The 22,633-nt window shown below is 50.8% G+C and carries 28 protein-coding genes; 1 reads left to right on the top strand and 27 read right to left on the bottom strand.

Features of this window, described 5'->3' with window-relative positions; translation table 11 throughout:
* The 25 genes from PSI22_RS19080 to PSI22_RS18960 form a co-directional block, all read right to left on the bottom strand.
* Window positions 1-1,237 (bottom strand): phage tail fiber protein (locus PSI22_RS19080; protein WP_273581109.1); only part of this gene is annotated, 1,237 nt, incomplete at its 3' end.
* 19 nt (window positions 1,238-1,256) lie between these two features.
* On the bottom strand, window positions 1,257-2,333 hold the full coding sequence (locus PSI22_RS19075) for a DUF6453 family protein (protein ID WP_273581108.1): 1,077 nt from the start codon (window positions 2,331-2,333) through the stop codon (window positions 1,257-1,259).
* Window positions 2,330-5,500: a TipJ family phage tail tip protein gene (locus tag PSI22_RS19070; RefSeq protein WP_273581107.1), complete on the bottom strand. Its 3,171-nt coding sequence runs from the start codon at window positions 5,498-5,500 to the stop codon at window positions 2,330-2,332. The genes PSI22_RS19075 and PSI22_RS19070 overlap by 4 nt, the downstream gene beginning before the upstream one ends.
* Window positions 5,501-5,551: 51 nt before the next feature.
* Window positions 5,552-6,127 carry a tail assembly protein gene (locus PSI22_RS19065; protein ID WP_273581106.1) on the bottom strand — a complete coding sequence of 192 codons (576 nt, stop codon included), beginning with the start codon at window positions 6,125-6,127 and terminating at the stop codon, window positions 5,552-5,554.
* 57 nt (window positions 6,128-6,184) lie between these two features.
* On the bottom strand, window positions 6,185-6,649 hold the full coding sequence (locus PSI22_RS19060; protein ID WP_273581105.1) for a hypothetical protein: 465 nt from the start codon (window positions 6,647-6,649) through the stop codon (window positions 6,185-6,187).
* Between the two features lie 69 nt (window positions 6,650-6,718).
* Window positions 6,719-7,420: a C40 family peptidase gene (locus tag PSI22_RS19055; RefSeq protein WP_273581112.1), complete on the bottom strand. Its 702-nt coding sequence runs from the start codon at window positions 7,418-7,420 to the stop codon at window positions 6,719-6,721.
* A gap of 10 nt (window positions 7,421-7,430) precedes the next feature.
* Window positions 7,431-8,171, bottom strand: a complete 741-nt coding sequence (locus PSI22_RS19050; protein ID WP_273581104.1) for a phage minor tail protein L — start codon at window positions 8,169-8,171, stop codon at window positions 7,431-7,433.
* A gap of 11 nt (window positions 8,172-8,182) precedes the next feature.
* On the bottom strand, window positions 8,183-8,515 hold the full coding sequence (locus PSI22_RS19045) for a phage tail protein (RefSeq protein WP_238099811.1): 333 nt from the start codon (window positions 8,513-8,515) through the stop codon (window positions 8,183-8,185).
* Entirely contained in the window at window positions 8,512-11,823 is a 3,312-nt protein-coding gene (locus tag PSI22_RS19040; protein WP_273581103.1) for a phage tail tape measure protein, read from the bottom strand. The genes PSI22_RS19045 and PSI22_RS19040 overlap by 4 nt, the downstream gene beginning before the upstream one ends.
* A 227-nt stretch (window positions 11,824-12,050) precedes the next feature.
* On the bottom strand, window positions 12,051-12,398 hold the full coding sequence (locus PSI22_RS19035) for a phage tail protein (RefSeq protein WP_273581102.1): 348 nt from the start codon (window positions 12,396-12,398) through the stop codon (window positions 12,051-12,053).
* On the bottom strand, window positions 12,395-12,862 hold the full coding sequence (locus PSI22_RS19030; protein WP_273581111.1) for a phage tail protein: 468 nt from the start codon (window positions 12,860-12,862) through the stop codon (window positions 12,395-12,397). The genes PSI22_RS19035 and PSI22_RS19030 overlap by 4 nt, the downstream gene beginning before the upstream one ends.
* A 21-nt stretch (window positions 12,863-12,883) precedes the next feature.
* Window positions 12,884-13,288 carry an HK97-gp10 family putative phage morphogenesis protein gene (locus tag PSI22_RS19025; RefSeq protein ID WP_273581110.1) on the bottom strand — a complete coding sequence of 135 codons (405 nt, stop codon included), beginning with the start codon at window positions 13,286-13,288 and terminating at the stop codon, window positions 12,884-12,886.
* Window positions 13,281-13,658 carry a hypothetical protein gene (locus tag PSI22_RS19020; protein ID WP_273581101.1) on the bottom strand — a complete coding sequence of 126 codons (378 nt, stop codon included), beginning with the start codon at window positions 13,656-13,658 and terminating at the stop codon, window positions 13,281-13,283. The genes PSI22_RS19025 and PSI22_RS19020 overlap by 8 nt, the downstream gene beginning before the upstream one ends.
* A 1-nt stretch (window position 13,659) precedes the next feature.
* Entirely contained in the window at window positions 13,660-13,986 is a 327-nt protein-coding gene (locus PSI22_RS19015) for a phage head closure protein (protein ID WP_273581100.1), read from the bottom strand.
* Between the two features lie 9 nt (window positions 13,987-13,995).
* Window positions 13,996-14,298: a head-tail connector protein gene (locus PSI22_RS19010; RefSeq protein WP_273581099.1), complete on the bottom strand. Its 303-nt coding sequence runs from the start codon at window positions 14,296-14,298 to the stop codon at window positions 13,996-13,998.
* Window positions 14,299-14,380: 82 nt separating this feature from the next.
* Complete coding sequence (locus PSI22_RS19005) at window positions 14,381-15,607, bottom strand: phage major capsid protein (protein ID WP_273581098.1); 1,227 nt, start codon at window positions 15,605-15,607, stop codon at window positions 14,381-14,383.
* 9 nt (window positions 15,608-15,616) lie between these two features.
* The gene (locus tag PSI22_RS19000) at window positions 15,617-16,216 is read right to left on the bottom strand and encodes an HK97 family phage prohead protease (protein ID WP_038244198.1); all 600 of its coding nucleotides are present in this window, start codon (window positions 16,214-16,216) and stop codon (window positions 15,617-15,619) included.
* Entirely contained in the window at window positions 16,209-17,438 is a 1,230-nt protein-coding gene (locus PSI22_RS18995; protein WP_273581097.1) for a phage portal protein, read from the bottom strand. Before PSI22_RS18995 ends, PSI22_RS19000 begins: the two co-directional genes overlap by 8 nt.
* Complete coding sequence (locus PSI22_RS18990) at window positions 17,428-17,586, bottom strand: hypothetical protein (protein ID WP_273581096.1); 159 nt, start codon at window positions 17,584-17,586, stop codon at window positions 17,428-17,430. Before PSI22_RS18990 ends, PSI22_RS18995 begins: the two co-directional genes overlap by 11 nt.
* Window positions 17,583-19,247, bottom strand: coding sequence for a terminase large subunit (locus tag PSI22_RS18985; protein WP_306310631.1), 1,665 nt, complete (start codon window positions 19,245-19,247; stop codon window positions 17,583-17,585). The genes PSI22_RS18990 and PSI22_RS18985 overlap by 4 nt, the downstream gene beginning before the upstream one ends.
* A complete protein-coding gene (locus tag PSI22_RS18980) occupies window positions 19,201-19,329 on the bottom strand; it encodes a hypothetical protein (RefSeq protein ID WP_273581094.1) in 129 nt (42 codons plus the stop codon). Before PSI22_RS18980 ends, PSI22_RS18985 begins: the two co-directional genes overlap by 47 nt.
* Window positions 19,316-19,768, bottom strand: coding sequence for a phage terminase small subunit P27 family (locus PSI22_RS18975; protein WP_273581093.1), 453 nt, complete (start codon window positions 19,766-19,768; stop codon window positions 19,316-19,318). The genes PSI22_RS18980 and PSI22_RS18975 overlap by 14 nt, the downstream gene beginning before the upstream one ends.
* Before the next feature lie 226 nt (window positions 19,769-19,994).
* On the bottom strand, window positions 19,995-20,198 hold the full coding sequence (locus PSI22_RS18970) for a hypothetical protein (RefSeq protein WP_273581092.1): 204 nt from the start codon (window positions 20,196-20,198) through the stop codon (window positions 19,995-19,997).
* Window positions 20,195-20,545 (bottom strand): HNH endonuclease, encoded by a 351-nt coding sequence (locus tag PSI22_RS18965; RefSeq protein WP_273581091.1) that lies wholly within the window; start codon window positions 20,543-20,545, stop codon window positions 20,195-20,197. The genes PSI22_RS18970 and PSI22_RS18965 overlap by 4 nt, the downstream gene beginning before the upstream one ends.
* 4 nt (window positions 20,546-20,549) lie before the next feature.
* Window positions 20,550-20,954 carry a hypothetical protein gene (locus PSI22_RS18960; protein ID WP_273581090.1) on the bottom strand — a complete coding sequence of 135 codons (405 nt, stop codon included), beginning with the start codon at window positions 20,952-20,954 and terminating at the stop codon, window positions 20,550-20,552.
* A gap of 491 nt (window positions 20,955-21,445) precedes the next feature.
* On the opposite strand from PSI22_RS18960, the gene PSI22_RS18955 reads away from it, so the two are divergent.
* Window positions 21,446-21,943: a putative adhesin gene (locus PSI22_RS18955; RefSeq protein WP_273581089.1), complete on the top strand. Its 498-nt coding sequence runs from the start codon at window positions 21,446-21,448 to the stop codon at window positions 21,941-21,943.
* A 71-nt stretch (window positions 21,944-22,014) separates the two neighbouring features.
* On the opposite strand, the gene PSI22_RS18950 is transcribed toward PSI22_RS18955, so the two are convergent.
* Window positions 22,015-22,254 carry an Acb2/Tad1 domain-containing protein gene (locus PSI22_RS18950; RefSeq protein WP_273581088.1) on the bottom strand — a complete coding sequence of 80 codons (240 nt, stop codon included), beginning with the start codon at window positions 22,252-22,254 and terminating at the stop codon, window positions 22,015-22,017.
* Window positions 22,235-22,633, bottom strand: a 399-nt coding sequence (locus PSI22_RS18945) for a lysis protein (RefSeq protein ID WP_273581087.1), incomplete at its 5' end; no start/stop codon positions are given. The genes PSI22_RS18950 and PSI22_RS18945, both read right to left, overlap by 20 nt.

Below are 22,633 nucleotides of genomic sequence, written 5' to 3'. Positions count from 1 at the left end.
GAGGATCGGACGCCAATACCTGTTTCCGGTTCCAAATAGAGTCCTCTGGCATCTGGACACGGACGTCTAACCGAGTGCCGGCGGGTAAGTCACAGGGTTCATCATCCGTGTAATGCGTCTGCTCATCCTGTGACTTCATGCGTCGGTTCTGTAACCGGGCAGGCATATGCGCGTTCTGTCGGTGCGTCACCCTGATTTCAATAGCCCCATCCGACAGCACCTTATCATCGACATACACTAACTCATTGCCATTGACGTCACGGGGAACACTGATACCGCCATGAACTCCCCATGCCCCATCAGCGTTATAGCCAAGGATACCGGATAGTTTGTAGTGGCCAAGGCCGAGTTTGGTGACTGTCGCACCTTCGGATTCGTCGTTGGTGATGAAGGTGCCATCGGGGTAGATTATGATGATGGGCGAGGATTTTTTATAATATCCGCTGCCATCCACAGTCCACATATTGGAGGTCATGACGGTGAAATTCTCCCATACACTACCCGCCACCCTTTTGACACACATGACATTCCTACCATAATTAGGGAGTACAATTAGTTGCTGGTTGTATGCATTGTCATAGCAGGTTTTAATAACAGATCCCCACTTTACATCGCCGATTTGATTGGATGTAGCATGCGTGTACGAATAAAAACCCGTCTTATACCCTAAATTCTCCATGTTATCTATATGTGACTGCCAATACATACCGTCACTACCCAGCCCATAGTCCCTAATTTTCACTACTTCCCCTAAACCAAGGTTTTTCACAAACTCCGGTTTATTCGGAATGTCTGCCCCGTTCTGCTCCTTAACCAGTTTTCCATCCATCGCCGCCTGCAATGCCCGGATGGAGTCCAGTGTGACTTTCTGGCCGTTCGGCATCTCCACTTCAACCTGGCCGTTTTCACTCATCCATCGATCCATGTTTTGCAGGAACAGGATGATATAGGCGTTAATGGCCACCATATGCCGAACGCCATCGGAAACGGTATCCGGGACAGTGGTTGAGATAACATATTTTGCATTGTTAAGACTGACTGAGGGCGCAAAGGCCAGCACCAGTTCCGTGTCTGAATTCACCGACTGAATAACATTCTGAATCACCGTATTACCGGATTGAATGGAGATAATCTGGCCGGCGGCAATGCCGTTAATATTACTTTTCCATTTAGTGCCCGTTCCGCGAACCATAGCAGAGCCTGACACGATATTAGTTGTGCCGTCTGAGTAGATCATGTTTGTTTATCCTGAAAGATTAGAAATTGAAGTAATCGGAAGCATCGAGGATCAAGACGGGTTTTTGAGTCACATAAGTGTAATCCGTGCCGTACGGCACAGACCCCAGATAACCCGCTTTATCGTAAGTATTTGATACACCAAAGCAAATCGAATTCGCATCATAATTGCCAACACATAATTCTTGATTTTTACCCAGACGCCCATCCAGCCAGAAGTGTTCACCGACCATTGACGGTATATACATGGGGCGGGAAATGCCGGGGACGGCAATACGTTCATTTTGTTTATATTGGTTAATGTTAATTTCTGTCGGCCGGGTTAACACCCCCACCCCGGATGAAAAAGTAATCTCCCCGCGACTGTTTCTCAGCCGTAACCCATAATGTTCATTCTGGAACCGTCCTGATGCATTCAAATCAGAGAAAATAACCACCCGAAAGGTGGCAGAAGTTCGTCCTCCATGACGCCTGTCGGTACACTGATAATATAAATCATATCCACTGGTGAACTCCTCCCGGCGTATCGAAATCATGGCATACGGATCATCGGTATGAAAGAACGCCAGACAGTTGCCCAAATTTAGCCGGGGGTCTATCTTTGAGAAATCAACATAACCCTCAATTTTCAATGTCACTTTATGTGATACATACGAGAATCCACTGTGGGGAATATCCACATTAAAATTAACATTGCCCCCTATTTTTAGCCCTGCCGTTCCTGTCTGGTTATGAGGGAATGAGATTATTTTGACGATATTCCCTAAGGTGCCATATGCATTTCTCAGCACCATGTTTTTAATAACAACGGTTTCACCATTCTGAATATAGTTACAATATTCTTCCCCGCCGTTAATTCGATAATTATCACCATCGTAATAGAACGCAATACCCGCCATTGCCTGAGCCGCAATCGCTGATTTATACCCTGCGGGAATTTTGACCGGACACGTCCATGTCTCAGCATCCGCGTCTGCCCCTGAGGTATTGGAATCCACATTGGCCACCCAGGTCAGGGCGGCCGGTGCGGTATTCGCATTAAATATAAAGCTCGTTCCATCATGGGGATTAACAATTTTCAAGCCATAATCACTCATAAGAATAACCCCAGTTCAATGATCGCTACGCCCCGGCTATCAAACACATACCAGCCTGTACTTCTGCTCTGGGTGCGATAGCCATTCCCAACGCCGTTAATCTCCAGAAATCCGGTATTGGCATCAATCCGAAATCCCCGCTGATTAGGAACATAATTCGATGATTTCATATCAATGCCCACTAACAACCGTTTGATATCGGCCATATCAATAAAGGCATCCCTGATAAAGACTTGCCCGTCTTTAATCATGAAGACGGATTCCAGCTTGCCATTGTCGGGATTCATCACCACGAAATTATTTGCACTGAAACCTATCTGGGTTTTGACTTCCCCGTTTTTCACCTCAGACCCCATCACCATCCCGGCTTTATGGAACTGGCCTTTGTACTTTAATCCGACACCCACGTCATAGAGAGCAGCCCCATCTCCCTTAATATCAAAGACCGCCGTAGCCTTCGTCTGCACCGCTGCCGAATTCTCCCCCACATCGGCCTGTACCTTTTTCATGTCCTCCGCAAAGGCTTCCCGGTCGCTAGCCTGTGTGGTCTGAATGTGCAGGATTTCTGCCTTGATGTTGCCATTCACTTTCAACTGTCGCTGAACAACTGCCCCTGTCAGCGCAGCTTCCTCCATGATGGCTTCGGAGTTAAAGTCCATTTGAGACTGCAGACGCTGCCCGGCTTTGTTGGAAAGAAATTCCTTACCTGCTGCATCGATGATCCAGTTCGTATCCGAAGAAGACTCCCCACGAATGAACGCCGTCCACGGGGATTGATTACCGGACTTGTCCACCAGCCGCGCACGGAAATAGAAGGCAACGCCTGCCGCTAACCCCTGCATCGTGTGCGTCCGCTGGGGATAAGGGATATCGGCCAATAACATTAACCCTTCGCTGTCATTAGTCTTGCTGTACTGGATTTCAGTTTTTAACGTGTCGTCCGTCTGGGCAGCAAAGCCCCAGTCTAGCTGGATACCGAAGATAATCGGGACAGTCCGGAATGCCAGTGGTGCCGGCGGGTTGCCCTCTTTCCCCTTCAGATGAGTTTCAGGGGCATTCGCCCAGAGACTGGATATCTCAGCGGCATTAATGGCCCGTACTCGCGCCTGATAGCGTCCGGCGTAAATATTGGGGACTTCAAAGCCCTGTGTAGAGGTTCGGGGTGCGGATATCCAGTTACCGTTATCCCGTCGCCACTCAGCTTCATACGCAATCGCACTTTCGGCGGCATCCCAAGTCACTCTCAATGTCGTGACGGCAATCCCCTGATTGACCACCGAATAACTGCTGATACTGACATTTTTCGGCGGTGGCTGAACACCGGGCGGAATAACGGAAATCGGACGCTCGTCTATTCGGGTGCCGGTGTCGATATGGTCATATTTATCGGGGTTATGCTCAACGGCGGTGATCTCGAATGACACCCCGTCCTCACCTTCTTTAATGCCAGTCACCCTGAATTGCTGGACAGCCAAATCCGTGGCATCAATGGCCCAGACATTTTCAGTGGCGGGAGTTTCTGAGTATTCCGTGGTGACCGTAACCACCTGCCCATTGACGGCTTGGATAGTTCGCCCTTCCGCTTTACCAGAAGGCAGGTTCAGAATTAACCGCTCGCCCACTTTTGCAGACGATACCCTGTCTAATGTAATGTTACGCCCCTCCACCGCACTGATACGTCCACCCAGTACACGACCGGAAAACATTTCATCCGCCACACCGATAATATAACCGGGTAAGGGGATCTTTCCATCCAATCCCACCGTAAACGACACCATGCGGTCATATTGATTGGTATGCAGTACCCATTTTCCGCGCCGGATAGCCTCACTCTGGCGGGTACAGCCAATCGCGGTGATATCGGCTTGCTTAACCTGAAATCGGCGTATCAACTGATGATCAAAAACAGGCTCTACCGCATCCTGATAACCGTTTTGTGGATCTGACCAGCTCACCATCGCGGTACTGTAATGGGTCTTCTCGCTGGCACTGGCATAGGTAAACTTACCGTCCCGAACATTGGCACGGGTATAGATATAATCCATATCTCGCGGCATATCGGCCAGTGCATTCATATTGTTGTTTGCCCAGAACGTCATACCCCGAAAGATACCGGCAATGTCACGTAAAACCGTCCACGCATCCTCTTGCGACTGGATATACACATTACAGGTAAATCTCGGCTCCTGACCGCCCTTACCATCAGGCACGGGTTGATCACAATACTGGGCGATACGGTACAAATCCCATTTTGCCAGGGCAAGGTTTTCAGCTTTCACTCGCGTGCCGATGCTGAACCGGTCATTAATCATCAGGTCATACAGTACCCACGCCGGATTATCTGTCCATGCCCATTTAAACGAACCATCCCAGACACCGGAATAATGGCGGCTTTCAGGATGATAATTGGCCGGAACGCGGATAATGCGCATCTTCGGTTCACAGGATACCTGGGGGATATTGCGGAACTGTTTAGCATCAAACTGGACAAAAAGTAAGGCGGTTTCGGGGTATCTCAGCTTGGCATCAATGACCTCAGTGATCGCTTCTACCACCATCGCATCCGTAATCCGGTTAGTGGTCTGTTTTGGGGTCAGACGACGCACACGAACCTGCCAGCCTGAATGTGCCTTGGGCAGATCAATACGGTGTGAGCGCTCATATTTGGTGGTGGTTTTGCCATCGGCGGCTGTCTTCAAAACTTCCTGATACGCCCCGCCATCCGTGGCAACGTCTATGGCGTAGTCAATGACATAGCCGACCGTATCGCCGTCATCCTTCTGTTCCTGCAATTGTGGACAAGATAACCTAAGACGAACCGCAGACAGCTGAGTATTGGTGACCGACCTCACCCATGACTCGGTTAACTCCGTGCCAACCGTAATATCATTCTCTACTGCCGGCATACCCGGTATGTAATCCTGATGAGGTGTGCCGGGGCGAAATTCCCACTTCACCCCCTGAAAATTTGCCTGGCCATCAGGACCAATAATCGGCGTGTTATCCAGAAAGATATTGGTGCCGTCCAGACCACCCGCAAACTCTCCTTCGCCCAAGGCCAATAAGATTTTAGCGTAAGAGGTCGATTGTAAGGAATCCGGCGACTCGACCGGAGTACGGGGGCTTCCACCGCCGCCTTTACTGCCCCGAATTAACTGATTAGCCATATTTCACCCGTAAAAAAAGCCGCCGCAGCGACCGGTTAAGACTGTTGAAGGTTATTGCTGATCTTCCGCATAGATACCCGCCGAGATAATGGCACCCCCGATACGCCGCTTGCCGTATCCAATCGGAACCGGATTCCCCTGTGCGATGGTGTTAACTGGCCCACCAAACGCATAGCTGGGTTTATTGTCGGGATCTTCCCGGCGTGCCAGTCCACCCGGCATCGGTGATAACATCTGTACTACGCCCCCCAACATCATAGAAGCACCGGACATCACAAGTGGAACACCATACGGAGTCGCCCATGCAAATACTCCGGCTACCACCATCACCGCGCCGAGAATAGTCTGGAAGATACCCGCCTTTTTACTGCCAATGATCACCGGTACAATCCGAATGTCGCCCTCACCGGATAATTCCAGTTCGTCACGGTTGATATTGCGTTTTCCGATGAATACGGCAAAAGTCAGTCCACGCTCTTTCGCGGTTAACAGGAACTTTTCAAAGCCGTCAATAAGGACAGACAGTGCCCTAATAGCCTCTATGGTAGATGAGACTGCCAGCTTATACTCTCGTCCGAATTGGGGTATCAGCACGCCGGACAACCGTATTGTTCGCAGTGTATTCATGAATTTACTCCATAAAAAAACCCCCGTTAGGGGGTTGATATTAAGACTGCCTGATATCTATTTTAGCCTTTCTCTATAAACACTCAGAAAAGACATTTTTTGATTTTCGTTTAATTCAGACGATAGCCTGTCAATTTCGGCTTGAAATGATTTTCTGGCGGACAATATAGATAAATTTTTAGTTTCAACCTCTTCTATGAATTTCTTATATGACTTTGCCATCTTCTCAACATTTGAATGATTAACGTATCCACTTTTGGACACCATATCACTAGATTGTAATTTTTTTAATTCATCCAGATAAAATGAGTTAATTTCTGAATTCCCTTTATCGTCAGACAGCAATTCATTTTGTACCTTTAACTCTTGAAGTGTTTTTTTCTGGATATCCAATAATTCATTGGCTCTGGTCGCATATCGTATTATGAAAAAACTGATAATAAATCCTATCAATGCACCAATGATTAATATGAACAAGGTGCCCACAAGAGAAAATCCAGGATCGTAATAGCCACTATACATACATCCCCTCAATTAATTTTTCTGGCATGATGGAAGTGTAATCATTTAAAAATAAAAACAAAACAAATTTCATTTTATGTAACGCAGAGCAATTATTGCCCTTTCCTGCCAATACCCACTATATGGGATTCTATTGCTGAGTTGCCCATACATATGGTGGATCATCAGCCCATCACCGATATACACGCCCGCATGATTGGGTTCGTTGGCCTGTACCTGCATAATAATGACATCACCCACCTGTAATTCACCGCTGCATTCAGTAAACCCAGCATCCGCATAATTCTTCATATACAGATTTTCGCCACGCTCCCACCAGCCATCTGAGCGCTCAAAATCAGGGATATCAATATCATGTTCCAGCCGATACCAGTCACGGACAATGGCGTAACAGTCCCAAATACCGTGGACGAACGGACGACCCAGCAAGGGCTTTATTCCCTCAGTCGGCATAATGGTACGAATATCGCCCTCCGGCCATGAGACGATCACCCACGGCACTTGTGACAGGTCACATTGGGCAATATCTAACTGACTCGGTTGTGTCGTCGCGTCGGGGTGACTGTGGACAATAGCTATAATAGTACCTGCATCCTCAGCCTCGGCGTAATCGGCTGGGTGCATGCTGAACTGTTCTGTGGGTGAAGGGGCGGTATTTCGGCAACGGATATATTGCTGCTTGCGTCCATGTTGAATAACCAGACCACAACACTCTTTCGGGTATTCGGTTTGTGCATGATCCATGATGGTATCGATAATATGTTTACGCAGTGTTTCCATATCACCGCCTTAACAACGCTGAACCGGGGAAGCCGCCAAAGGGAGATTGGTTTCCTTTCCCGAAGCGCAGCTCACATCCTGTTGACCATAATCCAGAGCAGGCATCTTTTGATGGATCATCTGTCGGATTGCCGTCTTCGTCAAAATAACGATCACCGGTATAGTTGCAGGGGGATTTGCGATATAACCCGCGCATACACCACGTACAAAGACTGTGTATCTGACGGGTAGGAATTTGAATCCCCTGCAAGTCAGCGGGAGAAGACAAGGCGAAATGAATCTCTGTATTGTCCTCATGCGTCTTACTGTCAATATAGTAGACGTCTATCTTCTCTTGCGTGGGATCAGCTTCGGGGTTGCCTTCGGGAAAATTACGGGCATCCAGATAATGCGCAAAGGTCATACGGACAGTCACACGCGCCTGCGCCATATTCTGATACGCCAGGCACATGGCGCTGATAGTGCCGTCAATATTAGCAACACTGAGTGTCGGTGAGGCTGCACTGCCATCACTGCTGACCCCCAATCCTTCAATTTTGACAGTCCACGGTTTATACTCCCGCCCTTGCCACCAGATAGATTTCATCGGTAACTGATCTGAGTTTTCCAGTTCGTCTTCTGTGTACGGGATGGGGTGATTGTGAAAATACAGCTCTGGCCCACCAAAGGCCGAGCCATCGACTGAAAACAATAGGACTTTATTCCCCGGCTCAAGGCGCTGGAGAGTGGCATTGATTGTCATAGAGAGACCTTCTACGGATGATAAACGCGGGTGAACGTGACGGATAAAGTGAAATAAGCCCCGTTGGCCTGTATATTGAATTTTCCGGCCTGGTACAGTCCCAGCTCAGATAACGGATTACGCCATTTAAACGAACGCCAGCCCTGATGTTCCCGCAGAAAAGCCATGACGGGTTCTATTTCAGACAGGGCACCGACAAATGACAAAGGCCAGCTCTCCCGCTGTGAGTTGATCCCATCGCCTGATGTTTGCTTATACCCATCACCGAACTGAACGGAGCGCACCACGGGTTCAAACTCGCCAGCGGCACCCACTCGTGCGGGAAAATCGAATGTTTTTATCATCTTCTGCCTCCTTTGATGGCCACATTTAAATCACCCCCCTGACCTAAACTTTTATGCAGTAATGATTTGAATCGCTGATCGACAAATTTCGCAATATCCTGCCCCGCTGATTCAAATCCGCTGGTTGTTTTTACTTCACTGTTCTTATCTGGATGCACTACGATATCAACCTTGATGGTCGTTTGATTACCCGTGCCGCCTGCTGCACGAACACCGAGAGCACCATCAGGTCCCCGTTTTAATGGCAGAATAGCCTCTGGCCCCGCCTCCCCCATCAACCCCGCTCCATGCGCAAATTTAAATAAGGTGGGGTTACTCACAACCTGCCCGCTGTAAGCACTGAGACCCGGAGAGGAAAGAGCACCCCCTTTAGCGAACGTGCTGATATTCTTGGGCAGCATCGGCACAGCCTGACCGTTCGCCAGCGTTGCACTTCCGCCACCCGCTCCCCCGAAAAACCCCGAGACCGCCTTGGTAATCAGTGCCTGCATCGCAATACGAACCAGATCCTGAATGATGGATTGTGCCAGTGATGCCGACAGTTCTTTCATCGATTCAGAGAATGACTTTGTGCCCATCAGCATCCCGGTTAAGGCGTTACCTGTCCGCTGTTCTACCACATCCAGCAGGTTCATTTGCATGGCCTGAAAGTCACCCTGGGAAGCATAAAGCTCCTTGGAAGCCGCAAACTGCGATTCCTTGGATTTATTCGTAGCCGCAGCCACCAACGCCTCATGGCGCTCTCTACTGATAAGCCCATTACGATAATAGGCATCGTACAGCGCGGTTTGCTGGGTGAGCTGGTTTTGTAGCTGAATGACAGGATCAACTTCCCCGGCCATATCAAGACGGGGGGCAGCCAGCCCTTTCGCCTGTTCCGCCAGTTTTTCTTTGACCGAAGTCTGGTACAACGTTTTACTGGCTGACAGATATTCTTGCTCGGTCAGTAGCCGGGCATCATAAATAGCTTTGAGTTCCTGACTGGCTTCTTTTTCCTGACGGGTAAGGGCTTTTGCCGGGGCGTATTTCTCGGCCAGTTCTATACGTTGCTTCTGGTGGTTTTCGGCATTGAGGTTTTTTAGGCGTAACAATTCATTTTGGGAAACCAGACCCGACTTACCGACCTCAATGAGTTTCCCCTGAATTTCTCGCTCACTGAGAATAATGCGCCCTAAGCTGGTCGTATGGGCTTGCTCAATTTCCTTGCGCAATTGCTGATATTGATTAAGAGTCTGCTTCCCTTTTTTATCGCCTTTATCATTGCCGCCCGTTCCTTCTCCTGTCCATGAATTGTTATTGTTGTTATCGCCTTCGGATTTGGGTGTTTGATTGTGTTTACCACTTAATAAAATGGACTCAGCGTGTCTAAGGCTTGCTTTTCTCGCGTCAAGATCTTTAGCAATATCCTCCAAATTCCCTTGATTCTTCCGGCGTTGTTTTTCATATTCAGCGGGGCTTTCATCAAACAAATCGACAAGAAAACCTAAGCCACTGCCTTGTATGTCTTTCATGTTGGATTGACGTTCTTTAGAAAACCTTACTGATTCTCCATAGAGTCTTTTTTGTTCGCTTTCTAGGAGTTGTATATCCTCTTTAAGATCGTCAATACGAATTTCTAACTTAATTTTTGACAGTTGCTGTAATTGCTCAATGGTCTCTACTAATGACCCCTTCAAACTATCAACTTTTACCTTTGCTTCCTTTACGCTGTTGCTAAAATACAGTATTGCAGAACTCGCCAGCATCACTACACCCAAGGGGCCGCCCATCATGGCATAGGCACTACGGGCAAACCCCATTGAGGCGGATAGCGCACGAGATGAAAAAGACAGTCGGCGATTGGCTGCTTCAAGCAACCTCGTCGCTCTTTCCTTTTGTTTGATAGCTTCTGTTTCTTGCCTATATAAGGCTTTTGATTCTTTGGCGTAATTAACGAAAAGACCATGCTGCCCATTGAGTTGCCGCATCCTTTCGATATGCTCACCCTGACGCTGAGTGAGCCGAATGGTCGCATTGGCCTGCTCAATGGTACGTTTGGCAGTTTCCGCTTTTTGTTTCGCAACATTTCGGGCAGCTTTTTCCGTCGCTTTCCATGCGCTGACATTTTCACGCAAACCCGCGGTCAGCTTGGTCGCCATAACAGGCAGTAAGGTGTACAACGCAACATTGGCCACCGTATTGAAATTCTCTGACAGGGTATTGATGGCACTCGTTGCCCCCTGAATACCTGAGCGCAAGGGCCCATCTGCACTGCCCCCAACCTTAACCGCCAGCCCTTCAAAGGCGCTGCTTAAAACATCCAGATCGGCACTGAGGTTATTGGCCCGGGCTGAGGCCTGTTCATACGCCACCTGCGTCCCAGTCAGTGACTGTTTTAGCTCCTCCAGCTTGCCTCTGCCCACCACTAATTTTGAGGCCGCGCTGACATTGGCGCGCCCGAACAATTTGGCCGCCTCTGCCGTGGACAGCTTCTTGCTTTTCAGGTGATCCAGTGCCGCCCCCAAGCCCACCACAGACGGCTTAAGTTTTTTATCCGTGGATTTCTCCAGTGCCAGTATAACGTTACGGATGGCGGTTCCGGCCTCTGCGCCTTTGATCCCCCCGGCGGCCAGTATCTGGATCACAGCATTCAGTTCTTCAAAACTGACTGAGGCCTGCGCCGCCATTGTGCCGCCGTTTTTAATGGCTTGCGCGGTTTCATTGATTTCGGATGAACCGTATTTCGCCCCTGCCGCCAATACGTTGATATAACGATCGGCCTGTTCTGCTGAGGCACCAAACTGGTTCAATGATAAAGCCAGCGCCTTGGTCGCTTCCGGTAATTCAATCCCGGAGGCCTGCGCCAGAATTACCGACTTCTCCGTCGCCTGTATCAATGCCTCCGTGCTTTTCAGCAGTTCCGGCTTGGCAGAGGCCATCAGTTTCAGCGCGGTGGCAATCCGGGTTGCCCCGAATTCCGTGGTTCTGCCGAGCTGCTGCGCGGCTTCATCCAGTCTCTTCAACTGCGCGCCTGTCGCCCCCGTAATGGCGGACAGATCGGAAAGTGCCTGTCCGTATTTACGGGTCGTATTGATAATCGACCCCAGCGAAAAGCCCACCCCGGACAGCAGCGCCAACTGACCGCCCACGGATTTAATCGACTTGCCCAGCGAGTGGTAAGCCGACTCTGCCTTCTTCGCGTCAGATTTAGCCTTACCGGAAAATTTTTCCGATTCCCGTCCGGCGTGACGGTAGGCCTCCGTAATCTGAGACCTGAACGAGACGGCATTGACCAACAGGCCAACGGTTAACGTCGATAAATTCGCCATAATTTAACCTAATAATTTCATGACCGCATCACACTGCGCCTGTTCGGTATCACGGGGAACCGGGACGGAAACAGGCGGGGCTTCACTCGAGCGTGTTCGGTTTTTCAGCCGATAATACGCCTGCCACTCATTGAGTGTGGACGCGGGCAGGGACAGGATCCGATAGGGGTCTATTTCGCCGAGCTGCTCTGCGAGGGTAAACGCAAAATGCAGCAGTGGCGACCGGGTTAGTTTTTTTCGGCCTCCTCCAGCGTACCGATGGAATGCCGTTTCACCAGATTAATCGCCGCAATAATCGTGGCGTTATCGTGGGCATCCATCAGTTCTTCGGCTGTCGGTAAATCTCCGGCCGGGACAGGCTTGCCTTTGTCATCCACCAGACAATCCAGCACAATCTGGACATTCAGGCGGGAGGCTTCACGGCCATTGCCGGCCTCACTGAGTTTTTCCACCGCGTCTTCCAGATCCATCAATTCGGTAGCGGTCATACGGCGAAGATTGACGGCGGTACCGAAAATCTCCACCGCTTTCACATGGGAGCGTGGGGCTAACAGGGCGGCTTTCAGGTTTTTCATGATTCACTTCCTTTAGTGATTGTGGTGGCGATACCCCAGACGAGGTTGTTCTGTTTGCCCTTGACGGTGATTTGAATCACTTCACTGGCAGGCGCGTTGATGTCGTTCATTTCCCAGCCGGAGAGCGCCAAAATCATGGTCGCCGTGCGCTTGTTCGGCAGTCCAATGTAAAACTGGACGGTTTCGCGACGCTGAGCCGCATTCAGGAACGCCGTAAAATCGACGTTTTCAGGATCATCAATGAACCCCAGTGATTTTTCGGGACCTTCCGGCATATCGGAAATAAATTGTTTGTTGGTGTCTATCAGCGTGGTGCAGTCGATAAAACCGCCTGAAAGACCCGTCGCGCCCAGTGCCTTACAGTTAATCAGGGATTTCATCTGATCAACGGTATCGCCGGGCTTGCCGAATTTCACAACCGTACCCACGGGCAGGACGGCATATTCGGGTGATGATGTTGCCATAGTGTGTGACTCCAATAAGGGTTATTGACTGTAAACGGACAGGGCCGCGCGGATTTCTGCCACGAGCACCTTTAAAACGGCGGATTGGTTGTAGTCCAGAGCCGGACGAATAAACGGTTTGGGGACTTGTTTAATCGTCCCCATTTCCTGCGCTAATGCTTTCATCCGGTGAGCTTTGGCGGGACCCACAGTGATCATTACCCCGCCCTTGTACTTCCTGGACTTGGCCGAACGGATCTGAATGTTGTCCCGCAGATGTGGCCCTTTGGCCTTTTTGTCATACCCGGCATGGGCGACCATATCTTCTTTCACGATTTCCATCGCGGCTTTCCCGGCCTTGCGCAAGATTTGGGTCTGGAGGTCGGTTTCCAATGCCTGTAACTTACGCCCCATTTCTTCAAGGCCGGAGAGATGAGTGCTAATCATCGGGCACCTCCGCATAGGTGATAATAAAGTCACGGGTGATGCGGTAACGTTTTTGATTTTTGGTCAGCTCTTCCGCGCCCTGATGCAGTGTCCCGCGTGTTACCGTCTGCACCGGATAGCGGCCGATATGACCATGCTGGACGGATTCCCACGCGAAACGGATTTTTTGCTCAATCTTCGCCGCTTTCGAGTAGTCATTCAGGGTAATAATCCCGATCTGAAAGCGGGCTTCCGTCAATCGCGTGGCCGCCAGTCCGGTATTGAACCGAGGGTCACTGATGCGCTGATAAGTGATCCCTTCCATCACCGTGGACGGAAGTATCAGCGGATAAACGGGTAATCCGGTAAGTCGCTCCAGATCTGCTTTCATGTCAGGCTCTATCATGGCGTACGTCGGCCTCCGTGGTAATAATGGCGCGGTCTCGCAGGTTGCGGTCTACCGTGCGCACAGTGAACACTCGCCCCTGATGCTCAACCAGCCAATTAGTGTCAATATCTGCTCTTGGCCTGACCGTAAACTGCTGAACCTCAATCACCTGTTGCTGGTCGGCCGTGCGGATTTTACGGTTGGACATCGCTTCCGCCCGTGCCCACGTTTCGCTGACATACTCGGATGTCACGGTTTCCGTCCCATAATCATCCCGTGTCACAACGGGGCGAAATAGCTTAATACGATGGCGCAGTGAACCCGCCTTCATGATGACCTCCTATAAGGGAATATAACGGTAAGGCTCCAGCAAGGCCTTGAAGCCCGCGGGTAAGGTCTGCGCCTCGCGGTTTTCATACCAGTAGCCCACCGTCAGCATGATCGCCAGTTCCACATCGTCCGAAACAAACAATCCGTCGGGATCAGTGTCCGGCACGGCTTCTTCATAAAGACGGCGGTTCAGGTAATTTTCTGCCCGCCTGATGGCAGCACGGGCGTAAGTGTTCAGCAGACTATCTTCCGCGTCATTGTTGCTGTCGATACGGCATTGCTGTTTGAGTTTTTCCACGGTGGGAAAAGGCATCTTGCCTCCTGAACCCTGCGACCGCAGCCGATCGCAGGTACAAAAAAACCGCTTCACGCGGCATGGGATGTTAGCGGGGTGATTAGCCCGCGGAGACGGTGCCCTTCCCGACCAGCGCTTTGATGGCCGCCGTGTCTTCCAGAATGCAGTCAAAGCGATGGAACGCCAGAAACGCGGTCTGGTCATAATCGGCATAACGCTCAACCAGCCGTCTCAGGGTCATGTAAGTGACACGGCGGACAATAAAGCGGTTGAAGTCCCCACAATAGATGAACTTGTTACCCGCCCCCATGTCGGCAATCGCCTGATCAATCACGTAAGGCACCCCCAATACTGTGGAAGGCACCACCCCGGCAATCTCGGGCAACCACAGCGGGCGGTTCTGGGCATCTTCCATTTCGGTGATGATTTTCAGTGTGCTGTCATTGAAGGCCCAGCGGAACGTTCCCGTATTGCGGTAGGCGGGATCAAGGGCATGTTTCAGGCTGTTCATGTCTTTCCAGCTAAACTTGGTTGCCGCGTCTACCGTGCCCGTGACCGAGGTTTCCAGACCTTTGGGCTGTTGCGGATTGCCTGTCCCGGTGCCTTTCACCAGATACCGGGCCTCACCGCGTCCGATGCGCTGGGCAATACGGGCGGCCAGATAGGCTTCCATATCAATACCGGAGTCCAGCAACAGCTCATTGGACACCCGGATGATTTTGGACGACAGTTTTTTCGCCCCCAGTGACTCGGTGCCGAACAGGGTATCTTCTTCACTGGCGGCGGTGTTCTCACCCAGCAGCTCCCCTTCCTCCGCCGTGCCATCTGCCGTCGCCCACTCGATAGTTTGTCCGGTAGACGTACTGAGGATTTGTGCCACGCTGGCAATGCCGCCATAGGCTTTCATGGCCTCCACCACCTTATTGAGCATCTGGGGCGGCACGGTATAGCCGCCTTTCTCGTCCGGTGTGGTGCCCTGTGCCCGCAATTCTTTCAACGCCTGACGTTCTTCGCTGCTCATCTCCCCCAGCCCGTGACGCAGGAACTTATCAAAAGCCGCGGTACGGCGCTCCTGCTGTTCGGTTTCGGGATGGACACCCGGGTTACTGCGCTGTTCCGGCTCCTGATGGTTCACCAGTTTCTGATCAAGGTTGCGTAACTCCTCCTCACGCTGGATTTGGGCGTCAATGCTGTCCAGCTCGGTTTTGGCCTTGTTCCATTCGGTGCGCTGCTCATCCGTCCACGCGGCATCCCCGATTTTGTCATGCAGGGTACGCATTTCCGCCGCAATGGTGTTACGGCGTTGTTTCAGTTCATGCAATTTCATGCTCATATCCTAGATATTCAGTAAAGTCAGAATGCGCTCACGCGCCATTTTTTGATTAATCGCCTGCCGGAGTGCCCCGCTGTGGCGCACCTCCTGCCAGGCCTGCAAGGAACGGACGGCGGAATCGGCCTCCTGATAGGCCGGATACGTCACCGGACTCACATCAAACAGCCGGGAGAACTGGCTGATTTCCCGGATAACAATCCCTTCCTCATCCTCAAACCAGTGTTCCCCGTCACGGGCGACCCGGAAAGCAAAAGAAGACTGGGTGATATCGCCCCGCTGCATGGGGGCCAGCACCAGATCGCGGATGGTCTGCGTGTCCGGGGCCTGAATGGTGTATTGCAGCCCGCGCTCATCCACGGACACAGTTAATGTCCCGGCGGCACTGCGCCCCAGAATAAAGTTGGGATCATGGTTAAAGAGCCCGCGCACATCATCATTGAGTACCTCGTCAAAGGCCCCGGGCTTGATGATTTCACGAAAGCCCCAGAGCGGTTCTGAGCGGCTGTTAAACACCGAGCCGTAACCGACAATGCGCGTCGGCTGGTTCTCCGGGGTTTCAGCACGCACTTCGCCGCTGTAACAGCGCATTTCCCTGTCACTCATCGGGTTTGTCCTCCTGGTTGGGATGGGGTTGATCTTGGTTGTTAAGCAGATTGGCGGCATTGACACTCACCAGCATGGCATCCAGTCCGTCCACGGGGTTCATGTCTTCAAAGGCACGGGCTTCATTGCGGCTCATCCAGCCATCCGTAATGGCAAAGTGGTAAAACTCGCCCCGCTCTTTCGGGGTGCCGCGCAGGAGTCCCGCCAGATTGAAACGGACATAAAACCCCGCGGCCCTTTCCTGCCGGGTAAACAACCGGCGATTCAGTTCCTGCTCCCAGTTCACCACCCACGGCATCACGGTATGGCGGACAAACTGGATAGACTGTTCTGAGATATTGGAAAGCGTCGCTTTCTCCAGATCGTTAATCATGTGGGCAGGCAAATTGAACAGCCCGGCTATCATGGAGCGGTTGAGTTTCAGCATGTCGATCAGCTGGGCATCCACCGGTGACACCGTCAGGGCGTGATAATCCAGTTCTGCGGGCAGCAGCAGGGTTTTATTTTCCTCACTGCGCAGGGCGGCGGCGGCTTTTTTCCACATCTGCTTAAGCCGTTCCCAGCCTTTATCATTGACTTCCCCTTTAACGGAGACAATCCCCGCCGGCCGGGCATTCCCGCCAAAAAATGAACTGGTGTATTTCTGCCCGCTCATCCCCATGCCGATGGTTTCCGCATGTTGCAGAATGGGACTGAGCCCCATTTTCCGGTTATTGCCGAGTGCCCGGATGTGGATCATATCGTCCGGGCTGATGGCAAAACTGCCGTCTTCGTTATACACCCCGTAGGTGTAGCGCCCGCCCGTGTTCAGTAAGGTGGTTTCCCACGGCATACAGGCCTCCAGCGCCGTCACCTCCCCGCGACGGTTACGCTTCACCCACGAGTAGCCATTGCCCCAGCCGAGGACATGGCGCTGTTTCAATTCCCGCCATTTGTAACTGGTCTGCCAGCCGTTCGGCTCATCATGCACCAGATAAAACACCGGGTGATCCCGCGCCATTTCCACGGTCTTGCCGTTCTTGCGCATGACATGCAGCGGCATCTGCGCCACCGAAGAGGACAGCACATAGATACAGGCATAGACCGCGGCCAGTTTCATCGACGTTTCGGGGCTGACATACACGTCAGCACTGAACAGGCCGTCATGGTCGGCGGCCTCGGCCGTGATAGGGGTACGGGGATTTTCCAGCGGTTCACTGCGAAATAGCGCATCAAACAGCACATTTCCTCCTTCTGGCAGCGACCAGGGCATAAATGACCAGCGTAACGCCACCAATCTGTAACGCCGTCGCCAGCCCGTAATCCAGATACAGTCCTGCCATGGCTAGACCGAATCCGGACAGGCCAGCGATATCGATAAGTATTTTCATAGGATTAATACGTCTTCGTCGGGATCTAAATAAGAAAGGAAGTCTTTCGGCTCATTCAGCAGGGTACGGCCAACCCCCATCATGGCCGCCACCGCCCCATCAATCTTGTTCTCGTTGCCTTCTTTAGTGGGCCGCACCACATCGTCACTGCCGGGCAGGTATCTGCCTACCACATTCTGAAAACACCACGTCATAATGGGGTTACCGTCATGGTGAAAACGCCCCGACGCCAGCGCCGCCTCAATTTCTCGCATCGGGTCACTCATGTGGGTGTAGTTTTGAACAATTCGAACGGGCTCCAGCCCTTCATCCTGTAATAAATGCTCCAGTGACAGCGCCCCGTGGGGATCGATAGGACACGACACTATTTTTACTGACTCACCCAGTTTCAGTATGGATTCAAAAATCAGGCGATAATCCACCTCCGCGCCGTCGGTCGCTATCAGGACATCCTGGTTCACAAAGCTCTGATACCGTTCCGCCGTCCGCAATTTGTCGCTGTCCGTGGAATACACCGTTTCTTCGGGTGCCCAGAACCGGGGGCTGACACTGTAAAAATGTTTGCGCCCGTCGATTTCACGGACAAATATCGGGCAGGCACAGCTCAGGTCCAGCTTTGTCGCCAGGTCGATACCGAGATAACACGCTTCCCCGCCAAAGTCAGACAGTTTGAGCGTCTTATTCTCTGCCGCCTTCCACTTCTCCATGTTGTAATAGGCGGATTTTGCTGATACCCACAGGTTAAAATGCTTGGTCTTAATCTTGTTGGTCTGGCTCGGCGTTGAGAGGGCTAATTGCTGTTGGGCGAGTAACCGGTCAGCCTTAATCGACACCCCGTAATTCGGGTTAGCCTTAATCAGGGACGCCGGCTGTGTCCAGTCATCCCCGTCGTCCAGGGTGTAGATGATGCCGAAAATATGCTCATTCGCACCCCCCGCCCTAATCCCCGCCAGGATCTCAACCACCTGGGCGCGTTTTTCATAACAGGGACTCTGAACGTCATACCCCGCGGTCGTGATAATCAGGGTCAGCGGCTGCTCACGCGCGCCCATTCCCGTGGTCATCGTGGTGTACAGGGCATCGGTGGCATGTTCGTGATATTCGTCAATGATGGCGCAGGACGGCGAATCCCCGTCCCCCGGATCGCCAATCACCGGCACAAAAACCGAACCGTCAGGGCGGGTCATTTTCTTCGCCCACGGCTTGATTTGAAACTTTCTTCGCAGGGCCGGCAGTTTTTCCACCATCAATAAGGCCGGCTCAAAAACCTTCCACGCCTGCTTCTCTGTCGTGGCGCCGCAGTAGACCTCTGCGCCGTATTCCCCGTCAGCACAAAACATATAATTGCCGACGCTGGCCGCTATCAGGGATTTGCCGTTTTTCCTCGGCACCTCAATGTACGCCTCCGAGAACCTGCGCCTCCCGGTGGATTTATGCACCCAGCCAAAAATGACACAGAAGGCAAATTGCTGCCACGGCTCCAGCGTGATACGCAGTCTGCGTTTTGCCCATTCCCCTTTGGTGTGCGGCATTTTCTGGCTGAAACGACAAAAGCGTTCGGCCTTCTCTTTATCAAACCGGTACAGAAATGCCGCGTCTTTTGCCCGCGCCAGATCATCCATGTGCCGCTGACAGGCCTGCCGGACATAACGGCACGCCAGTATATTCCCATTGACTACTTCCCTCGCGTACTGATTTGCCGCGTTGACGTTCGGATAAGTCGCCATAATTAAAACTCGTCAAATTCATTTCCATCGTCCGGCTCTGCGGGGCCAGTCATTCTCATGCGACTGAGGGGATCCAGCCCCAGCAGTGAACCCAGCCGGGCAATCTGAGAAACACTGTCATTGCGAACACCGACTGCCGGATGCTTTTTCAAGCCCCCTGTCCCGCTCATTTCGGTAATACCGCCACTTTCCAGATCGCGTTCTGCCTGCGCCAGTATCACGCGCTCCGCCCTCAGCATTAACTCAAAGGCATTGCAATACGCGACCAGCAGCGGCGCATCTTCCAGTTCAAACGTCCCTCGTTCAATCAGGATTTTGCTTTGCGTTTTCCAGAGCCGGACAGCCGCATCGCCCATCAGTTCAGGGGGCGGTGCGATCCGATTCATGCTGCTCTTCTTTTTGGCCGGTAAGTTCTGCTTCCGGCCACCTCCAGATGCCCGGATAGCATTACCCATTGAGACCTCGTGGCTGGTTAAAAAATGTCGAAAAAAATATGCCTTAATTCAGACGCGTAAAAATCGACTTAGGGAGGCGGTCCCCTGGGGCGAGAGGGGGGAGCTATTTGACCTCCCCCCTCCCCTTGAGTGACCATGACTGGTGATATTGTTACTAATGAAATTAAAATTATCTCAGGATGCCAATCATCGTTATCATCGCCATTGATATGATCTACAAATGAAATCAAATATAGATATCGACCACCTCACCCGCCATCTCATCACTGACCGTGAAGGTTACGTTCAGTGTGGGGTGAATGTCCCTGCTGTGAGTCTCAATCACGACCTGATTTTGGTTCGATAGCAACATGCCATCCACACTCAGGGCATAACCTTTGAAGTGGCCACCCTTGTACAGACGTGACAGTTTCACTTGTTTCTCACTCATCGTAGTCTCTCCGTCGCGGTCTTCGCCCTATGGCAAGACCAGCATAATAGAATCAGATTTGTTAACGCATCCGTGCCACCGTGTGCCTTGGGCTTGATGTGGTCAACGGTTGTACCTGTCACTGCTCGGCCATTGCGTAAGCATTGCTGGCATAAGTGCTTATCTCTCGCCTTGATGGTGGCTCTGAGCTTGTCCCACTTACTGCCGTAGCCGCGTTCGTGTCGGCTCTTGCCTTGCTGGTGATTCTCCCAGCCTGTATGAAGGTGATCGTTGCAGTAGCCGGAGCGGTCGGTGGTGGTCTTGGGGCAACCCTGCTTACGGCAGGCTCTGGGGATACGTGGCGGCATCACATCACCACTTCGAGAACAGTCCGCCGCATCGACTCTCACGATTGACGAACTGGCGTATCTCTTCACGGACTATCTGGCGGATGTGTTTATCATTACCTTTCTTGGCGTCAGAGATACCTGCTGATATAAGACCTGTCCATGTTCCTTCAAGGGCCTTCCCCACTTCACCTAGAATGGCACTGGCGCTTTTAGCTTCCCCTGTATCTACTGCCAGTGTCATACCTGCGTCATAGGTTTTACTCGCCTGTTCTTTTTCTGCTTTCTGTTTGAATGCATTGTGAATAACGAGCGTCGCAGGGGCTTTTCCTATAATCACCTTAGGCTTCCCCTCTTTATCATAAAGCGCCGTGTACCCAGCGGTCTGTACTGAAGTACTGCCATCTTCTTTAATATGAATTATCATCATTGTTTTCGCCTCATTTAGAATAAATAACTGGTCTGATTTATATAAAAATCCTCGCAAGTGCCCTAAACATGGGCAATATCCGATTATCGGACTTTGCTTTTCTACATAGCTATCACGACTCAATGAATCATGAGGGCAATGCAGGCCGTCTCTCCGGCTGTCACACCGCTTCTTCTGCCTACAGCGGATGTTGCTGATAATGACTATCTAGGGCATTGATTATTTTTGATTCTGACCTGTACGCTCGATGCAAAGGGAACATGTCATGGCTAATACAGGCAGACGGCGATAACCCGACGCAGTGGAAATAAAAATGCCACCCGCGTTAACTGATGGCATGGGGTGTTGCTTTAACCACTTAAGGGAATGGGCAAAGAAATATTGACTTTAGTTTCAGAGGTTAACTAATTGTTAAATATTATTCGCTTGTTATTGGGTTGCCATGATGAGACAAAATGCTTACATCGCTAATCAATAGAGAGTAAGTAAATATGTCAATTGCAACTATTCACTATAGAAATTTGGTGATTAAAAAAGCTGGGGACTCAGCCAGAAAAGGAATTATCTTAGCTCACGGTGGTTACACCCCAGAAAGAGGTTTTTTCCAGCGAGGCTCTGGCCGTACTTATGTCCCCTTGCGGATTACATTAGTTTGTAATTGTCTTCATGATAAAGTATCAATAGGTCAAAAAATGGCAGATGCCATTTTATATCCTACTCCTACAAATCAAACGAATTACATTCCGGAGGATATCTTAGGTGGCAGCATAATCCAAAATTACTCCTTAACATATAACAGTAAATTTGAAGGTTATGAACCCAGTAAATTTGTCGATGTAGTGACGATAAAACCCAATAGCAAAGCACATATTTCAGATGTTTTTAGTGCTGTAACGGCATTAAATTTACATTATGAGCGCATATACAATGTAGCGTGTAGAATAAATAAGATAGACCGAAATTCTCTATCAATATCCGCTACCATATGATTATTCAAGTCTCACCAATGCTGCCCTAACATACTCCTGCAACCCCAGTATCACTTGCTCTGTGGTGGCAATCAGAATGTTGTTGGTTTAGCTACTGCACGAACCCAGCACATGATCCCTTTTTGCAGATCAGTACGCCCTTCGTTCAGCCAGAGCATATCAATTTGTTGATGATTTGTTCCTTTCAAAACAACAAGATGCTCATAAAGGTGACCTAATTCTTCACCCAACGCCTTAATCTTGTTCATGCAATCAATTTCATCTTGGCTCAATTCACGATAGCCCGTGATTTTACGGTGTTGATTTTCCATTATTTCCTCTGCATTCAATATTAACGTAATCCTGCAAGTACTTCGTCTGCCGTTCGTTCTCCGCCATCATTCGGAGGAGATCGTAATAATCTTGTCGAGCTGCTTCTGTAAGTTGTGGGGTTCCTGTGTCGCCCACGCTGCCGGAGGTAACGGTTTCAAGCACGGGGCAGACGGCTTTGATGCGCAGCTTGCGACGAGCAGCGGCAACATCAGCCAGAAGAGTGTCAATTTTAGCTTTGTCATTGGCGAGTACCTTAAGATGTTTAGCATCCATCTCATGCAGCATATCAATGTGCGTGTTCTGGTAGTTGAGGGTGTCGGTCAGTTGCTGGATTTCGGTTGCTTGGCGTCCATTAGCCTTCTTTTGCTTCTCATACTC

The organism is Xenorhabdus aichiensis (genome assembly GCF_028598775.1).
GTDB classification, from domain to species: domain Bacteria; phylum Pseudomonadota; class Gammaproteobacteria; order Enterobacterales; family Enterobacteriaceae; genus Xenorhabdus; species Xenorhabdus bovienii.
Note: the sequence above shows the minus strand (reverse complement) of the source record. Positions and strands in the feature narration are given on the sequence as shown.

Bases quoted from the DNA above. Each gene is read 5' to 3' on its own strand.
- PSI22_RS19075 (WP_273581108.1), bottom strand. From the start codon at position 2,333: ATGAGTGATTATGGCTTGAAAATTGTTAATCCCCATGATGGAACGAGC.
- PSI22_RS19070 (WP_273581107.1), bottom strand. From the start codon at position 5,500: ATGGCTAATCAGTTAATTCGGGGCAGTAAAGGCGGCGGTGGAAGCCCC.
- PSI22_RS19065 (WP_273581106.1), bottom strand. From the start codon at position 6,127: ATGAATACACTGCGAACAATACGGTTGTCCGGCGTGCTGATACCCCAA.
- PSI22_RS19060 (WP_273581105.1), bottom strand. From the start codon at position 6,649: ATGTATAGTGGCTATTACGATCCTGGATTTTCTCTTGTGGGCACCTTG.
- PSI22_RS19050 (WP_273581104.1), bottom strand. From the start codon at position 8,171: ATGACAATCAATGCCACTCTCCAGCGCCTTGAGCCGGGGAATAAAGTC.
- PSI22_RS19045 (WP_238099811.1), bottom strand. From the start codon at position 8,515: ATGATAAAAACATTCGATTTTCCCGCACGAGTGGGTGCCGCTGGCGAG.
- PSI22_RS19040 (WP_273581103.1), bottom strand. From the start codon at position 11,823: ATGGCGAATTTATCGACGTTAACCGTTGGCCTGTTGGTCAATGCCGTC.
- PSI22_RS19035 (WP_273581102.1), bottom strand. From the start codon at position 12,398: ATGAAAAACCTGAAAGCCGCCCTGTTAGCCCCACGCTCCCATGTGAAA.
- PSI22_RS19030 (WP_273581111.1), bottom strand. From the start codon at position 12,862: ATGGCAACATCATCACCCGAATATGCCGTCCTGCCCGTGGGTACGGTT.
- PSI22_RS19025 (WP_273581110.1), bottom strand. From the start codon at position 13,288: ATGATTAGCACTCATCTCTCCGGCCTTGAAGAAATGGGGCGTAAGTTA.
- PSI22_RS19020 (WP_273581101.1), bottom strand. From the start codon at position 13,658: ATGAAAGCAGATCTGGAGCGACTTACCGGATTACCCGTTTATCCGCTG.
- PSI22_RS19015 (WP_273581100.1), bottom strand. From the start codon at position 13,986: ATGAAGGCGGGTTCACTGCGCCATCGTATTAAGCTATTTCGCCCCGTT.
- PSI22_RS19010 (WP_273581099.1), bottom strand. From the start codon at position 14,298: ATGCCTTTTCCCACCGTGGAAAAACTCAAACAGCAATGCCGTATCGAC.
- PSI22_RS19005 (WP_273581098.1), bottom strand. From the start codon at position 15,607: ATGAAATTGCATGAACTGAAACAACGCCGTAACACCATTGCGGCGGAA.
- PSI22_RS19000 (WP_038244198.1), bottom strand. From the start codon at position 16,216: ATGAGTGACAGGGAAATGCGCTGTTACAGCGGCGAAGTGCGTGCTGAA.
- PSI22_RS18990 (WP_273581096.1), bottom strand. From the start codon at position 17,586: ATGAAAATACTTATCGATATCGCTGGCCTGTCCGGATTCGGTCTAGCC.
- PSI22_RS18975 (WP_273581093.1), bottom strand. From the start codon at position 19,768: ATGGGTAATGCTATCCGGGCATCTGGAGGTGGCCGGAAGCAGAACTTA.
- PSI22_RS18970 (WP_273581092.1), bottom strand. From the start codon at position 20,198: ATGAGTGAGAAACAAGTGAAACTGTCACGTCTGTACAAGGGTGGCCAC.
- PSI22_RS18965 (WP_273581091.1), bottom strand. From the start codon at position 20,545: ATGCCGCCACGTATCCCCAGAGCCTGCCGTAAGCAGGGTTGCCCCAAG.
- PSI22_RS18960 (WP_273581090.1), bottom strand. From the start codon at position 20,954: ATGATGATAATTCATATTAAAGAAGATGGCAGTACTTCAGTACAGACC.
- PSI22_RS18955 (WP_273581089.1), top strand. From the start codon at position 21,446: ATGTCAATTGCAACTATTCACTATAGAAATTTGGTGATTAAAAAAGCT.
- PSI22_RS18950 (WP_273581088.1), bottom strand. From the start codon at position 22,254: ATGGAAAATCAACACCGTAAAATCACGGGCTATCGTGAATTGAGCCAA.